This is a genomic window from Panacibacter ginsenosidivorans (assembly GCF_007971225.1).
In the GTDB taxonomy this organism is placed as follows: domain Bacteria; phylum Bacteroidota; class Bacteroidia; order Chitinophagales; family Chitinophagaceae; genus Panacibacter; species Panacibacter ginsenosidivorans.
This window is the reverse complement of record NZ_CP042435.1, coordinates 2,557,812-2,574,661: the sequence shown is the minus strand read 5'-3', so window position 1 is coordinate 2,574,661 and position 16,850 is coordinate 2,557,812. Positions and strand designations below refer to the sequence as shown.

At 38.2% G+C, this 16,850-nt stretch carries 7 protein-coding genes; 3 read left to right on the top strand and 4 right to left on the bottom strand.

What is annotated here, in order from left to right:
- Positions 1-13 precede the first annotated feature (13 nt).
- Both hpt and FRZ67_RS10795 read left to right on the top strand, forming a co-directional pair.
- Positions 14-550, top strand: a complete 537-nt coding sequence (gene hpt / locus FRZ67_RS10800; RefSeq protein ID WP_147189567.1) for a hypoxanthine phosphoribosyltransferase — start codon at positions 14-16, stop codon at positions 548-550.
- A gap of 311 nt (positions 551-861) precedes the next feature.
- Positions 862-2,595, top strand: a complete 1,734-nt coding sequence (locus FRZ67_RS10795) for a YfbK domain-containing protein (protein ID WP_147189566.1) — start codon at positions 862-864, stop codon at positions 2,593-2,595.
- A gap of 161 nt (positions 2,596-2,756) precedes the next feature.
- On the opposite strand, the gene FRZ67_RS10790 is transcribed toward FRZ67_RS10795, so the two are convergent.
- Both FRZ67_RS10790 and FRZ67_RS10785 read right to left on the bottom strand, forming a co-directional pair.
- Positions 2,757-5,987 (bottom strand): PKD-like domain-containing protein, encoded by a 3,231-nt coding sequence (locus FRZ67_RS10790; protein WP_158638351.1) that lies wholly within the window; start codon positions 5,985-5,987, stop codon positions 2,757-2,759.
- Between the two features lie 419 nt (positions 5,988-6,406).
- Positions 6,407-8,449 carry a T9SS type A sorting domain-containing protein gene (locus FRZ67_RS10785; protein WP_147189564.1) on the bottom strand — a complete coding sequence of 681 codons (2,043 nt, stop codon included), beginning with the start codon at positions 8,447-8,449 and terminating at the stop codon, positions 6,407-6,409.
- A 411-nt stretch (positions 8,450-8,860) separates the two neighbouring features.
- Here FRZ67_RS10785 and FRZ67_RS10780 point away from each other — a divergent pair, with 411 nt between their 5' ends.
- Complete coding sequence (locus FRZ67_RS10780) at positions 8,861-12,139, top strand: TonB-dependent receptor (protein ID WP_147189563.1); 3,279 nt, start codon at positions 8,861-8,863, stop codon at positions 12,137-12,139.
- 331 nt (positions 12,140-12,470) lie between these two features.
- On the opposite strand, the gene FRZ67_RS10775 is transcribed toward FRZ67_RS10780, so the two are convergent.
- Positions 12,471-13,355 (bottom strand): TraR/DksA family transcriptional regulator, encoded by an 885-nt coding sequence (locus tag FRZ67_RS10775; RefSeq protein ID WP_147189562.1) that lies wholly within the window; start codon positions 13,353-13,355, stop codon positions 12,471-12,473.
- A gap of 4 nt (positions 13,356-13,359) precedes the next feature.
- Positions 13,360-16,749: an isoleucine--tRNA ligase gene (gene ileS / locus FRZ67_RS10770; RefSeq protein ID WP_147189561.1), complete on the bottom strand. Its 3,390-nt coding sequence runs from the start codon at positions 16,747-16,749 to the stop codon at positions 13,360-13,362.
- Between the last annotated feature and the right edge of the window lie 101 nt (positions 16,750-16,850).

The window sequence follows — 16,850 nt, the reverse complement described above, 5'->3', positions numbered from 1 at the left end:
AAATACAAACTGCATGGCCGAGATAAAGGTTCACGATAAATATTTTGTACCCTGGCTTTCAGAAGAAATAATTCAGCAGCGCGTAAAAGAAATAGCAACCGAAATAAATACAGATTATGCCGGCAAAAAGCCATTGTTTATTGGCGTGCTTAACGGGGCTTTTATGTTTGCATCAGACCTGTTTAAAAATATTCATATTGAGGCAGAAATATCTTTCATCAAATTGGCTTCTTACAAAGGCACCAAATCTACCGGGCAGGTCATCACGGCCATTGGTCTCGATATGGATCTTACCGGCCGCGACATCATCATAGTGGAAGACATTATTGATACCGGCAAAACACTCACAGAATTTCTTCCGCAAATACGCAACCAGCAGCCAGCCTCGTTAAAGATCGCTGTACTACTACACAAGCCGGAAGCAATGGTACATCCAATCCATATTGATTATTGTTGTTTTTCCATCCCCAACAAATTCGTGGTGGGCTATGGCCTTGATTATAATGGTCTTGGCCGAAATATTTCGTCTCTCTACCAGGTAAAAGAGTGATTTTTCGATTGCAGGCTTTTGGTTTTCATGGCATCGCCGGTTGTGTCACTCTCTTCATCGTTCAGATGATAAATGAACAGAGCGTAGAAGAGTGCGACGCAACAAAGCTTAATGCTTAAATATAGCCTGGCTCAAAAGAATAAAAGAAAACTTTAGTGTGCTTAATAAAAGCTTAAGAGCATGTGGCACTTGTCATTTCTAACGTTATAGTAATAAGTGAGAGTAGCTTTGCTAAAGGCTTTTAAACATAACTAAACAGCATTAACCAATTGAGACCTGCATTGCTATTGATATTTGCAAGTATTATTGCCATGCAAAGCCATTCGCAATACTACCTCCGTGGAGAGGTAAAAGATGAGAATGGACAGGGTATCTACAATGCAAAGATCTTCTTATCTTCAAAAGGCACGATTCCTTTTTATACGGGCAGTTCAGGTGCATTTGGCATTCCACTTTCAACACCAACAGACAGCATAATTTTTATGGCAGATGGCTATGAAACTATCAAAACGCTTACTGATGCCAGGAAATACAACACTTATACTTTGAAATTTGCCTCGGCAAATGCATTGGTGGCAAAACATAAATTGTATTCGCTGGTTCCGCAAAATGCAGATGATGTAACCGAAACCTATTATAACCAGGGAGAGACCTACACCAATCTTATAGAAAACGATTTTACTTTCGCGGAGAAATATCCCGAAACTGGTTTTGCATTAAACATTAACAGGGCATCGTACAGTAATATCAGGCGCTTTCTTAATAACAACATGACCGTGCCACCTGACGCAGTGCGTATTGAGGAGATGCTGAACTATTTTGATTTTGCTGATAAGGCAAATACAGACCGTGACAATTTCTCCTGCGCAACCCAACTAACACAATCGCCATGGGATGTAGGCAAACGATTGTTGTTTATAAAATTTAAAGCACCCTATATAAATGTTGACACGGCCCCGCCAACCAATCTCGTTTTCCTGGTTGATGTATCAGGGTCTATGGAAAACCCTAACCGGCTTCCCTTATTGAAAGATGCTTTTAAAATGCTTGTCAATAACCTTCGGGATAAGGATACCATTGCCATGGTAATATATGGTGGCATTGTAGGCACATATCTGCAACCTATTTCCTGTAAATACAAAGACAGTATTAATCGTAGTATAGACAAACTGGAAGCAAGCGGTGAAACTCCCGGTGAGGCAGCCATTCGTACGGCTTATGCACTTGCCGAAAGAATGTATAAAAAAGAAGCTAATAACAGGATCATATTAGCAACTGATGGAGATTTTAATGTTGGGCAAACAACAGATAAAGAATTGGAAGACCTGGTAGTAACACATCGTAATTCCGGAATATATCTTACCTGTCTTGGTGTTGGCATGGGTAATTACAAAGACAGTAAATTAGAAATACTTGCCAAAAAGGGGAATGGCAATTTTGCGTATATTGATAATATTTACGAAGCAGAAAAAGTGTTGATCTCAGAATTTTCAAAAACAATGTATGCCGTTGCCAATGATGCATCTGTAAATGTTTACTTCAATCCTTACTATGTAAAAAGATACAGGCTTATAGGTTTTGACAATAGAAAAGAATTACTTGAAAATAGTGTAGCAGAGCTCGAAGGTGGCGAAGTAGGAAGTGGACATTCGCTTATGGCAGTTTTTGAAATTGAGCCAGTAGATGCAATGTATGATAGCATTATGCGTAATAACCCTGATGTAAATATAGCTCAGCTGCAACTGCATTATAAAGTGCCACAAAGTGATCAACAGGTGGTTAAAAACTTTTCTGTACCCAACAATTTTGAAGATTTCAATACCTGTGATAGCTCTATACGTTTTGCAACTTCTGTTATAATGTTTGGTGGGTTACTCAAGCAATCTGAGCTGTGGGAAAACCTGAACTGGGAAGATATTATAAAAATAGCCCGCAACTCTGCGATGGAAAATGATTTTTCTCAAAAGGAATTTGTTGCCCTGGTCGGAAAAGCAAAAATTATTTACGAACCATATAGGAAGAAAAAGAAAAAAGAACAGGAGTAGAAGTCTTGATTAAATATTTTTTGATACTGGTTGTAGTACTTCATAGCTACATTGTGCCACAAATCGACGTAGGAGGTTCGCGAACAATAAAATAAAAAATTCATGAACAATCCGTTCATCTGCATATCATTTACCAGCAAACATGAATTTCTCAATAGCATTCAATTCCTGATGACTTTTAAAGTCACCCTACCCGTATTATTTGTAAGTGTAATGAAATAAAGTCCATTGGAATACGGCTGCATGTTTATTTTCTCTGTATTTGCACCAATTATTGATGTAAGTTTTTTTCGTAGTAATGTTTTACCCGTCAGATCAGTTAACTCCATCTCATAAACATCCGTTTTTTCTGCAATAAAACCAACTATGGCAAGTGTATTAGCGGGGTTAGGCATAACAATTGCCGAAAGGCTTTTTATATTGCTTTTGTTTTTGACTTTAGTTTTTAATGTGTTTTGCAATGCGGGAGATAAAACCGTAACATCAATACTTGCAGGGCCAGATGAGCCACAATTATTGTTTGCTTTTACATTTACTTTTCCATCAACAGGACCCCAGTTTATAGTTGCCTGCCAGGTATTCTGGCCTGTTGTTATTCTTGTTCCGCTACTGGATGACCATGTGTAAGTTAAAACTGATTTTGGATTTATAACACTGTAGATGAGGCCTGCCTGGTTTGCAAAAACACTTACAGGTCCTGATATACCAACAGGTTTTTCAGGAATTGCAGTTATAGTTTTTGAAGCAGGCAGGCTGCTGCCACATACATTGTTTGCGGTTACTAAAAGTGTACCTTCTGCAAATTCCGCTTGTACAGTAAGAGAAATGCTGTCTTTTTTTGCACTGGTTTTCTTAATTACGGTACCTGCAGGTAAAGTCCATGTGTAAGAGGTGGCGGAACTCACAGGTGATGCAGCATAATAAAAAGTACCACCGTCACAGAGCCCTCCTCCATCATTACCTTTTATTTCATCTGGTTTCGGTGGTACAACCAAAGCTCCCGGTAAAATAGTTATTTTATCCGTTTCGGAAGCACAGCCATTTGCATCTGTAACTACGAACGATACATTACCTGAACTTACTGTAAATATTCCTGTACCAGCATAAGGTGTTGTTCCACCAACTGCTGAAACTGTTACTGTAGTAGTACTTCCTTTACAAACAATATCGCTGTCTTTTTTTATAGAGGCAGATAAGATGCTCGGTTGCGTTATAATGTATTCAGCAGTTACAGTACAACCACCAAATGAATTAACGGTAACAGAATAATTTGCAGGTGATAATCCGTTTATATCTTCAGTTGTTGATTTAAAGGGAAATGAATCAGTTGTCCAGCTATATGAGAAAGGGCCTGCACCACCCGTTACCACAAGATCAATTGCCCCATTTTTTGTGTTATTGCAACTTGCATTTGAAATATTTGCGGTTAATACAGGTCTGCTGTTTATACCTGCACCTTTTAGCGCCATTGATATTGCTTTATACCCACCACCTGAGATGAAAACATTGCCACTATAAACATTTGTTTTTAGCGGAGAGAATTTTACATAGATAGATTTATTTATTCCGGTACCATAACTACTGATAATAAGCGAGTCTGTAAATGTTCCATTTATAGCAGTAGAAAAACTGTACCCCGGCAAAGGACTTATTAAGATATTTGAACCATTTAAGAAATAGCCATTCAATATAAAAGACTTAATGCTGCCTGTAGATTTTGTACAAATTGTATCAAAAAGTAATGATTCTTGTGTAAAAAGCCCAAGTCTCGGGTTGGCAGAATCCGGTCTGCTTAATTCCACTACACTAAAAAGTACATTTTGATTATTAATAGCCTGGATGTAAAAATCAGATGCATTGAAGGCCCGGTTTCCAAAATAAGCATCGTAAAGTGTAACTGATGCTTTTTTCCAAACATTTGTATTGGTTAACTGTACAGCAAGTGATGATTTATTTGTAGATGTCTTTGCATCATAAAACATCCTGAAACCACCAAAACCACTATCAAGATATGTAATATCAACAATGATGGGGTATTTGCCGTTGACTGGCGCATTATTTAAAAAAAGACTATCGACGTCAAAATACAGCGCATTCTTTGAATTTGTAGCATTAATACCTCTTGCATATTTGCCGTACATAGTATTAGAATCTGCAAGAGCTCTCACGTTCCAGTACCCCACACTTGTTTCATTTGCTTTTAATTGATGCAGATAGCGTTCATAATTACCTGGAAAAACATCCCACCCTACATCATTAATACCATTTGCAGCAAGGTTATTAAGTTCACCAAGCGTTGCTGTTAGCGGATCCTCTTGCCGGGCGCCAAATTTTGCAAACCTGGTTGCGATATTTTTATACCTCGTAGTATCTGCTCTGTCAGCTTTGCCATATACGCTTACAGGGAAACGAATTGTATCAGCAGCATTAAGACCATCTCTTAATGCGCACATAGCGTTTGTTGCTGTTGATGGTTTTTTTTGACCGGCGTATTTATTGTAAAAATTAAAGGCATAATCATATTGTTGATCGAATATTTGACCCGGGGCTTGATTACTCCAATCAAGACCCCAGAAAATATCATAAGTAATTAATGCAAACATATTCTTGTATTTATACTCGCTCCACCAGCCACTTTCATCCGGATTAAACTGTAATTCAGATCTTGATCTTATGTAATCTCCGTTTTGAGGATAGTTTAAGAGATTATACAACCAACCAGACTTATACACTTCATCATTAAGCTGAAAACCTTTGCCAATAGAGCCACATTTAATCCAACCATTGGGGCAATTCTGAATAAGCCAGTTCATTTGATCTTGCCCATTATTCTGTGGGTTACTTAGGAGATATATTTTGGGATCTGTATTAACGTATTCGTTATAATAATACTGACTAAACTCAGTGAATAGACCAAAAAATTGTTCATCAGTTAATGCATATTGAGAATCTACAGTTCCTTTATAACCGATATAATCTCCGGTGCTACCGAAACAGCCTTGTACACCAATGATAAATTTTCTAACAGGATAAGGCAAAGTTTCAATGTGCTGATGCACTGTAGTGATCATTCTTTTAAAAAGGTTTTTATACCTGTTATTTGCGTAGTATGGGGCATAAGTAATTGTGCCGTTTTCATTTTGCGCTACTTTGGGCACGCCAAGATCATATATCCAATCTGGCGCTCCTTCTTCTGTATAAACAAGAAATATAATAGGTAATGAATCCTGTGCCCTTCTGGTAAGCTCAATATCAAATGAATCCCAGGCCCAGACATTGTTTGCAACCTCAATGTCTTTCCAGTTAAAATTGCAGAGCCGGCCTTTTATTTCGGGGTATTGTACAACATTAATAGGATCCCCAAAGGTTTGCCATACGCCATAATTAAACATGGAGCCGGGGTTTTGAGCAAATATTGATTGGGGTGCGACAAAACCACAAAGACTGGATAATAAGATAATAAACGTCTTTCTTTTCATTAGGGGGAATAACCACAAAAATTAAACTTTTTTTTGATATTTAGCTTTTAAACAGCTTAAATGAATTTCGTTAAAAGCATTTGATGTGAAACAGAATAAATTTTTGCTCAATTATAGAAAAACTTTGAAGAGTGCGACGCAACGATGCACAATAGCATTGCCAAGGACCGGAATTAAAAATCTTTTCTTTAAAACTCCTGACTCAGGCCATTTTATATTATGCATGTTTAACAATATTGCTATAATAATATTTTATGGAGCAGGCTGTAATTTTTCATAGCATCATCGTTGCGTCGCATTACGTTCATCCATAAATCTTTGTGCCGCTTGATTTATAACACCATGAGTTTCCCTGTATATAGGGCAGTTGCCGTGCTCACTTTTATGAAATAAATGCCGGGTGTAGCAGCGGCCATCTCATTTCTGTTTACTACAACTACTAATCCTGCCGATACTTGTTTCTGAAGTATTATTTGCCCGGATTGATTATAAATAATAACCTGCCTTATAAGTTGGCTATCTTTTGTTTGAATATAAAAATGATCCGTTGCAGGGTTGGGATTGATCAGCAATTGATCTTTTACATTTGTATCATTTGTAATACTTGTTGCCTGGCTATTGGTATTAGATGATAGCATTGAAATGGCAGATTTAGTACTAAATGCAAAATTTGAAGGCCTTGATAATTCTACCACAGAAAAAATAACGTCCTGCTTTTTGCTGGTACTTCTTATACTAAAGTCAGAAGCATTTGGCCCTTTATTGCCAAAATATGCATCGGGTATTGTAATGGTTGCTTTTTTCCATTTATTGGTATTGGTGCAGCTAATAATGCCAGAAGCTTTATCTGGGCCGGTTTGTGCATCATAATATAATTGCCAGCCTCCAGTACCTTTATCAAGATAAGTTACTTCAATAGTTATAGTGTATTGTCCTTTTAAAGGTTTGTTGGAAAAAAATGCATTGTCAACATCAAAGTATAAGCCCATTTTATTATGTGCTACGTCAAAGGCACGACCAAACCTGCCATACATACTATTGCTATCTTTTGATTGAATATTCCAGTAGCCAATACTGGTTTTGTTTGGAATTAACTGATGTAGAAAACGGTCATAATTGCCTGGCATCAAATTCCAGCCAACGTCGTTTGTACCACTTGCCCGAATATTATCCATTTCGGCTAATGTAGCAGACTTTACATCTTCCAGCAGAGCTCCTTTGGAAGAATATTTATTAGCAATATTTATATAGCGCTGTTGATTTGTTCTTGACACAGTACCATAAGTGGATGCAGGAAAGCGCTTTGCATCGGCAGCGTCCAACGCATCTTTAAGTGCGCACATTGCATTTGTGCTGGAAGCAGGGTTTTTTTGACCGGCATATTTTGAAAAAAATAAGAAAGAAGAATCGTAATTGTTATCATTTAGTTGTGCATAATCCTGATTGCTCCAATCTAAGCCCCAGGAGATGCCATAACACATAACCGCAAACATATTCTTATAAGGAGCCCTTTTCCACCAACCGGTAGCAACATTCCCATGAGTCATTTCAGATCTTGTTCTCATATATTCCCCGGAGTTTTGAGGAATATTTATCATGTCATATAACCAGGTTAATTTATCTGCCTCATCATTAAGCTGAAAACCTTTTCCAAGAGTGCCTGTTTTTTGCCACCCTGGACAGTTATCTTGAACCCATATTGCTGCATCATTGCCCTGGTTGCGGGGATTGCTCATTAAGTAAATTTTAGGGCTAGTGTTTTTGTACTCATTGTAGTAATATTGGCTGAATTCTTTGAAGAGGTCAAGAAACTGTTTTGAATCCAAGTCATACTGAGAGGGTACATTTCCTTTATAACTTATATAATCACCGGTACTGCCATAGCATCCTTGTACACCAACTATTCCGTTTCGTACTGTTGTAGGCAAGGATTCAATATGACTATGTACTTTTTGGATCATGCGTTTAAAAAAATATTTATAGTCTGTGTCTGCGAAATAAGGTGAGTACCCCACTATCTTACCGTTATTATCTGTCTCCGTTACTTTCGGCACTCCCGCACTATATATCCAATCCGGAGCATCCTCTTTTGTATAAACCATAAAAATCACTGGTAGTCCATCTTTTGTTCTATCTGTAAGGTCTTTGTCAAAAGTTGTGAAATCCCATACATTGTTAGAAGGCTCAATATCTTTCCATAAAAAATTACAAAGCCGGCCGTTTACAAATGAGAATTGCGATCTGTCGACAGGATTTCCAAATGTTTGCCACATGCCTGGCGTAGCTTTTTGATAGCTAGATGTTTGTGCATTCGAAAAAAGAGTGTATAAAATAAGAGCTGCGCTAATACCGAAGAACTTGTAAAACTTCGACATTGGATTAAATTTTGGGGTTATAAAATGAATGGCTAAGTGAATGGAGCAAATACAATACCACTTAAACTTGTTGCTGAGGGAAATATGTCAAAGTCTTGCCCCACAAAGACATTGATTTGCTTTATAATATTCAGTCTTCGTTTTTTCAAATGACCAAGCCTTTTAGTGTATAATTTTAAATCTTATAGAATTTTTAAAAGCAATGAATTATATATTAAGTAAATAATATATTTAATGAAACATCTTACATAACCTCGTTTTTTCTTGCTGCTGAGCAATTTTTTTATAATTCTTTAAACTTTTATCTAAAGAAGAGTATTAAAATTTTTAAAAAAATCAGTTAATAATTCCATAACATACAATTAATATGTAATTGATACACAGTACTCAAATTTGCAAAAATTGACAGTTATGAGTAAATACCTTATTTCTTTTTGCAGTATTATCTTTTTATTAAGTATTTCTACGATATTAACAGCTCAGGAAACGACCTCCGATATTATTGGTACTATAATATCAGACCAAAAGCCGGTTGTCGGAGCAACTGTGACTGCCTTACACGTCCCAACGGGAACAGTGTATGCCACCACCACACGGGCTGACGGTCGTTATAATTTGCCAAACCTCAAGATAGGAGGACCTTATACCATAACAGTGACTTTTATAGGGTATAAAGAAGAAAAACAGGAAAATATTTCTTTACTACTTGGGCAGGAATATAAAGCTGATTTTGTACTTGTATCTTCAGCTAATACACTAACAGAAGTTGTTGTGTCATCAATCAGCCAGAATAAAATTTTTAACAACAGTCGTACAGGTAGTCAGGAAATTATTAGCCGCAGTCAGTTGGAAAGACTACCAACGATAAACCGCTCTCTTCAGGATTTTACCAAACTTACTCCTTCCGCAAATGGGTTAAGCTTTGGCGGACGAAATGGCTCATTTAATAATCTTACTGTGGATGGTGCTAACTTTAATAATGCTTTTGGTCTTTCGGGTACATTAGGTGGCCAAACAAATTCTCAACCAATCAGTCTCGACGCAATTGAGCAAATACAGGTAAATATTTCGCCTTATGATGTAAGACAAGGAGGTTTTTCCGGCGCAGGCATTAACTCTGTAACAAGAAGCGGTACAAATGTATTTAAGGGGTCTGTATATACTTATCTTAAAGGACCTAATACACAAGGCTACAGAGTTGGAACGGTTAAAGTTCCTAATCAGGATTTTAGCTATAATCTAAGAGGTTTCTCTTTTGGCGGACCTGTAATTAAAAATAAATTGTTCTTTTTTATAAGTGGCGAACAGGAGAGGGTCACAGCACCTGCAACAAGTTATATTGCTTCAGATGCAGCCCACGCCCCAAATGCTTCCTCTGTGTCTCTGGCGAATGCAGACACATTGAATCAGCTTAAACAATTTCTGATTGATAAATATGGTTATGATCCCGGCTCTTTTCAGGGCTATAGCTATGATACATATAGCGATAAGATCACAGCAAAAATTGACTGGAATATTAACAGGAATAACACTTTCACAATTAAATACAATTACTTAAAATCTTATCGGGATATTGCAGCCAGCAATAGTGGTGCGCCGGGAGGCAACCGTCAGCCCGGATCTACAAGTCTTCCTTTTAGTGGCAGCGGTTACAGGATTAATAATAACTTCAATATCCTCATCGCAGAATTGAACACTCGCTTTGGTAATAGGTCATCAAATAAATTGCAATTTGGGTATACTGCTCTAAGAGATTTCAGAGCAAGTCTTGCAGGTGGAGATTTTCCATTGGTTGATATTATGAACGGTCAGGGACAAACCTATACTTCTTTTGGGTATGAACCCTTTACTTATAATAATTTGTTGAATACAGATATCTACCAGTTGAGTGATATTTTTACAATGTATAAAGGTTCACACGAAATAACCATTGGTACGCAGAATTATTTTAAGAAATTTAAAAATGGTTTTGCTCCTAATTATGAAGGTGTTTACCGCTTTAATACACTTACAGATTTTTACAACAGTGCTAATAATGGTTTAGCTAATGCTGTTAGCTATAATTTGCAGTATGCTGTTACAAAAGACGGATCTTTCCCTTTCGCTGAAATTGGTTCTACAGAGTTGGGATTATTTGCACAGGACAAGTGGAGAATCGGTACTCACTTCACCTTTACTTATGGGTTACGCGTTGATGTGCCAATCTTCCAGGATAAATTTGAATCGAATCCTTATGCCAAAGATCTTGTATTCCGCGACGGAAAAAAATATGATGTAGGCCAAAAGCCAGCCACTAATCCGCTGATATCACCAAGAGCTGGTTTTAACTGGGACGTAACCGGTGATCAAAAGACGCAATTGCGCGGTGGAATAGGTTTATTCTCAGGTCCGCCACCTTTTGTTTGGATCAGTAACCAGGCAAGTAATAATGGTGTACAGTTCGGTTCTTTTTCTACTACAGGTGTAGCTTTCAATAATGATATTAATGCTTACAGGCCAAATGCAACTGCAGAAAACGTGGCTTATAATTTAGTATTTACTGATAAAGATTTTAAATACCCGCAAGCTTTGAAAGCAAGCCTTGCTGTGGATAGAAAACTGCCTGGAAATATAGTGGCTACTTTGGAAGCAACTTATTCAAAAGATATCAATGGCGTTTATTTCCAAAATGTAAACCTTCCTTCTACAGGGGTTGCCTTTAATGGCTCTGATCCGCGTCTCCGGTACGACAGTACTAAGCTATACGGAGGTAAACCTACAGCTACCGTTACAAATCCCAATATTTCCAATGCTATCCTTATGACTAATTCAAATAAAGGATATGCTTATAATGTAACATTACAGTTGCAGAAAACCCTGCGTAATTTCTATTTTAGCGCCGCATATACTTTGAACAAATCAAAAACATTGAATGATGGTGGTTCTATAGCTGCAAGTATGTGGAGAGACAGGCCTGTCATGGGAGATCCTAATGCAGAAGAACTCGGGTATGCTAATTTCTATCAGCCGCACCGCTTTATTGGTTCTGCATCTTATCGCAAAGAATATGCAAAACATTTTGCAACATCTGTTGGTATTATATTCGAGGCTGCGCCAGCAGGGGTAGGTTCTTATACTTACAGTGGCGATGCCAATAATGATGGTACAGGTGGCAACAATGATCTTATTTATATTCCAAAAGATCAGACAGATATTGTGCTTGTTCCGGTAAATACTGGTGGTGGAACTATTACAGACACAAGAACTGCCGCTCAAATATGGGCCCAGTTGAACAACTTTATAAATCAGGATCCTTATTTAAGCAAACATCGTGGCGAAGTTGCACAACGCAATGCAGCGGTATTGCCAAACTTCCACCGCCTTGATATAAATATTACACAAGACATTTATTTCTTTACAGGCAGTAAAAAAGATACGAAGCACACCCTGCGTTTAAGCTTAGACATTATCAATGCAGGCAATCTTTTCAATAAGAACTGGGGCGTCGTAAAAAACTTTACCAGCACGTCATTCCTGAAATATGAAGGCCTGGTACCATCAACAGATGTTGATAATGCAGGGAGACCAAGATTCTCTTTCCCATATCTTGATCCTGCAAATCAAATACCAGTTGTAAACAGTTATATTGATAATACAAGCATTCTTTCACGTTGGCAAATGCAGTTCGGTATCCGTTACCTTTTCAATTAGAACGAAAAACCATTATACACAAAGGCTGCCTGAAAAGGTGGCCTTTTTAGTTGATGCAGTGCATAAAAATTATTTGATGAATACCATCTTTTGTAACTCCGGTTTAGCTTCGTTGCGTCGCAATCCTTTCATCGCCTGTGCTGTTATTATGCTTTCAAACACCAACTTAAGCTTATCTTATAGCTGAAAGGTGAAGGAATTGCGACGCAACGAAGATGCTATAAAATACTGCAGCTGGTATCAAAAATAATTTCATGGGAATATTTATTAAGGAAAACAAAAAAAGACCGCCAGGAGTAGGCAGTCTTCAATTTTTTAAGTAGAGAAACAATTACTCTGTACCCGGCTTTACTAAACCCAATTTAGCTTCAAGACTTAATGTAGCATGGGGAACGGCACGTAAACGGGCCTTGTCAATCAATTTACCGGTAACCCGGCAAATTCCGTACGTCTTGTTTTCAATACGAATCAACGCTTTTTCAAGATGATCTATATAAGTTATCTGGCGGCTGGCCATTTGGCTCAGTTGTTCACGTTCCATACTCATACTGCCATCTTCCATGGTCATGTAGCGGTTATCAGTTTCATCGCCGCCCATATCATCTTTTCTCGTTATAAGACCCTGCAGGTAAGCCAGCTCTTTTTTTGCTGCTTCCAGCTTTTTGTTTATCAGGTCTCTAAACTCTCCGAGGTCACTATCACTATATCGTACCAATGGTTCATTAGTTTTTGGTGAATCTGTTCTTTTTTCCAACGGTGTGTATCCCGGTTGATAGGGAACACTTGTCTTTACAGTTGTTTTGGGCACTTTCACCTCTTTTGGAGGCTCAATTTTTGCCGGCCTGGTAGGTGCTGGTGTAACCTTTACTACAGGAGCCCTTTTAACTTCTGCAACCAGTGGTTTGGCCTCAACAACATGTTTTTTTTCTGCCTCTTTTTTAACCACTGCCGTTTGTTTAACAGGTGCTGTTTTAGCTGCGGGTTTTGGCGCTGGCTTTGACACAGGCTTATGGGCAGGTTTTGCAGCTGGTTTAGGAGCTGCTTTAACTGCTTTCTTTGGCGTCGCTGCTTTTGCAACGGGCTTATGGGCAGGTTTTGCTACGGGCTTAGCTGCTGCTTTCTTAGGTGCAGCTTTTTTGGGAGCCGCTTTGGCGACTGGTTTTGCAATCTTCTTTGCCGGTGCAGCTTTTTTAGCTGCCGGTTTTTTTGTAGCCATACCGTTAACCTTTTTTATTTACACGCACTTTCAACAGAATATCATTTATCTCTATCTCAGTACCATCCTGCATTTCGGGCACCCAAGTTAAATTTTCTGCCAGAATTTCCGCGCAAATATAGTTTTTAAATTTATTAATAGATAGTTTGAGCAAATCGTTTTCAAGCAATTCCACGAATATACGGTCTGTAAGTTCAAAACCATTCTCTTTTCGAATATTTTGTATGCGATTCACTAGTTCACGGGCCTCCCCTTCCTGTTTCAGGTCTTCCGTAATAATTATATCAAGAGCTACGGTAAGGCTACCTTTAGATGCCACGCTCCAACCCGGTATATCTTCCGCAGCTATTTCCACATCTGAAAGAGAAAGTTCTATGAGCCCCCCATCGATAGTCAAAGTATAATTACCGTCTTTTTCAAATTGTATAATCTGCTGCTGGCTGAATTGGGAAAGGGCTGCATTAACCGCTTTCATTTTAGGACCAAGCTTACTACCCAGTGATTTGAAATTGGGCTTTATCTTTTTATTGATAAAGCCTTCTGTTTCAGTAATGTATTCTATTGCTTTTACATTCACTTCCGCTTTTAAAAGATCTTCAACTTTTTCAAGCTGGTGCTTCATTTTTACATCAAGGACTGGTATCAATACTTTTTGCAAAGGCTGGCGGACCTTTATGTTCACCTTCTTGCGAAGTGATAAAACCAAAGAAGATGCATCCTGAGCCAGTTGCATTCTTTCTTCAAGATCAGTATCGATCACTTTTTCATTGGCAACAGGAAAATTTGCATGATGTACAGATGCTGCCTGAAGCCTGCCTGTAACTGCTTCAAGATTTTGAAAAACGGCATCGCTGAAAAATGGGGAAACCGGTGCAATTAATCGCACCAGCGTTTCTAAACATTCATATAACGTTTGATAAGCGCAGATCTTGTCATGTTCATACTCGCCTTTCCAGAAACGACGCCGGCAAAGACGCACATACCAGTTACTTAAATGTTCGTCAACAAAAACTTCTATAGACCGGCCGGCAATAGTTGGTTCATAATCATCCATGGCCACCGTAACTTTTTTGATAAGCGTATTCAAAGAAGAAAGTATCCAGCGATCAATCTCTGGTCTTTCTTCAATTGGTATATATGCTTCTTTAAAGGCAAAGCCATCTACATTTGCATAGAGCGCAAAGAATTGATACGTATTATATAGTGTTCCGAAGAACTTACGCTGCACTTCCTGTATACCTGCTAAATCAAATTTCAGGTTGTCCCATGGCGAAGCATTGGTGATAAGATACCAGCGTGTTGCATCTGCTCCATATTTTTCAATCGTTTCAAAAGGGTTTACCAAATTACCCAGGCGTTTACTCATTTTAACGCCGTTCTTATCCAACACAAGTCCATTGGAAACAACTGTTTTATAAGCAACACCCGGATATCGTTTTTCCAATTCATCTGCTTGAAGACCGGTTTCACTCAATTGCTCATGTACAGATTCTTTCATCAAAGAACCTAATGCATGTAGCGTATAGAACCAGCCTCTTGTCTGGTCTACACCTTCTGCAATAAAATCTGCGGGATAGCTATTTTCAAAAATATCTATGTTCTCAAAAGGGAAATGCCATTGCGCGTAAGGCATAGCACCACTATCGAACCATACATCGATAAGATCTGGAACACGTTTCATTGGTTTGCCGGAAGCAGATACTAATATTATTTCATCCACATATGGTTTGTGCAAGTCAAGAATCCCTTCATGCAAATAACCCTTATTTACATTTCCACCTAAAATTTCACTGGCCTTTTTGATACCATCATTTAATTCCTGGATAGATCCAACACAAACTTCTTCTTGCCCATCTTCTGTTCTCCAAACGGGCAAGGGTGTTCCCCAGAAACGGCTACGGCTTAAATTCCAATCCACCATATTCTCTAACCAGTTCCCGAATCTTCCTTCTCCTGTTGATTTTGGTTTCCAGTTAATAGTTTTATTCAGTTCTATCATCCGGTCTTTTAAAGCTGTTGTTTTTATAAACCAGGCATCTAATGGATAATACAAAACCGGTTTGTCGGTGCGCCAGCAATGAGGGTAACTATGCTCGTACTTTTCAACCTTAAATGCGCGGTTCTCTTTTTTCAGCTTTACAGCAATATCAACATTTACATCCTGGTAATTGGGTTCATCTTTATAATCTTTTACATAACGGTTGCTGAATTCTCCAAGCCCATCTACAAATTTCCCCTGGCGGTCAACCATTGTTAGAATACCAATATCATATTTCTTCCCTACTCTGAAATCATCTGCACCAAAAGCAGGTGCAGTATGTACAATGCCGGTACCATCTTCTGTTGTTACAAAATCTCCTAGTAAAACTTTAAATGAATTTGGGTTATCTATCTTGTTTGCTTCAAAAGCTAAGAGTTGTTCATAAGAACAACCTTCAATTTCTTTGCCTTTAAATGAAGTAAGAATTTTCCATGGAAGAATTTTTGTCTTCTCATTATAATTGTCAAAATCTCCGTTTTCCCCCTCTTCTTTAAAATACTTTCCCAGCAAAGGTTTTGCAAGAATTACATTAACTGAATTATGCAGATACGGATTGAATGTCTTCACCAAAACATAATCAATGTTTGCCCCAACAGTCAACCCTAAATTTGACGGTAATGTCCATGGAGTAGTCGTCCATGCAAGAAAGAAAACATCTTCATCTTTTGCAGCATCAAACAAGAATTTACTTTTCTCATTCTTAACAGCTTTGAACATCGCCACCGCACTCGTATCCTTTACATCTTTATAAGTGCCCGGCTGGTTCAATTCATGGGAACTTAAACCAGTGCCCGCAGCAGGTGAATATGGCTGAATGCTTACACTTTCATACAGCAAACCTTTTTTATAAAGTTCGCTCAGCATCCACCACAATGTCTCAATGTATTTATTATCGAAGGTTATATAAGGATTATTCAAGTCAACCCAATAACCCATTTTCATGGTTAATTCATCCCATTTGTCTTTGTAGCGAAGCACGGCCTCACGACATTTCTGGTTATACTCTTCAACTGAAATTTTTTTACCTATATCTTCTTTTGTAATTCCCAATTCTTTTTCTACACCCAATTCAATTGGCAGTCCGTGCGTATCCCAGCCGCCTTTGCGTTTTACCTGAAATCCACGCATCGTTTTATATCGGCAAACCAGGTCTTTGAGCGTACGTGAAATTACATGGTGAATTCCTGGCATACCATTAGCACTGGGCGGGCCTTCATAAAATACAAAAGGCACTGCGCCTTCACGCAGCTCCACGCTTTTTTCAAAAGCCTGACTTTCGTTCCATTTTGCCAATATTTCCTGTTCTATGGCAGGCAGATTCAAACCCGAAAATTCTTTATATTTTGCGCTCATACCCTTTAATACCTTGTATTTCCTGAAATTTAAAGGCTGCGAAGTTAGGAAATATACAGATGGAAAGAAGAGGGTTTATGATTCCAGCTTTTATACAAATA